A 528-nucleotide genomic window follows, 5' to 3' on the forward strand; every position below is an offset into this window, starting at 1 on the left:
CATAAACGGTCTGCCACCATCGAAGTACTCGATCACACCGAATGCGTTCTCGGCCAAGGCCGATTCGGTACCGACACCCCCGGCTACAAAGACATGCTCGCACTCGGGCGCCGCTACCGCGATCGTGTCTGGGCGGTGGAGGGCTGCAACGGGATCGGCAAGCACCTGGCGCAACGGTTGATCGCCGACGGCGAGACCGTGGTGGACGTGCCGGCGAAACTGCCGGCCCGGACACGAGTGTTCTCCACCGGTCAAGGCCGTAAGACCGACGCCACCGACGCGCACTCGATTGCCCTTGTGGCCCTGCATACTTCGGATCTGCTGCGAGTGCGACCCGACGATCATCTGGTGGCGTTGCGCATGCTGGCCGATCGCCGCGACGAACTCGCCCATCGCCCGCACCAGCACGGTCAGCCGCCTGCACCGGCTGCTGCTTGAGCTGATTCCCGGTGGCCCCAAACAATTCCTGTCGGCCAGACAGGCACGCGCTCTGCTCGCCGGAGTGCGGCCACGCGACCTGGTCGGCAA

General features: G+C 65.9%; 1 protein-coding gene. It reads left to right on the forward strand.

What is annotated here, in order from left to right:
• On the forward strand, positions 1-438 hold a 438-nt coding region (locus tag ACFQZZ_RS00400; RefSeq protein WP_378672118.1), incomplete at its 5' end, for a transposase.
• Positions 439-528: the final 90 nt, after the last annotated feature.

The organism is Nocardia sp. GCM10030253 (assembly GCF_042675075.1).
GTDB lineage: Bacteria > Actinomycetota > Actinomycetes > Mycobacteriales > Mycobacteriaceae > Nocardia.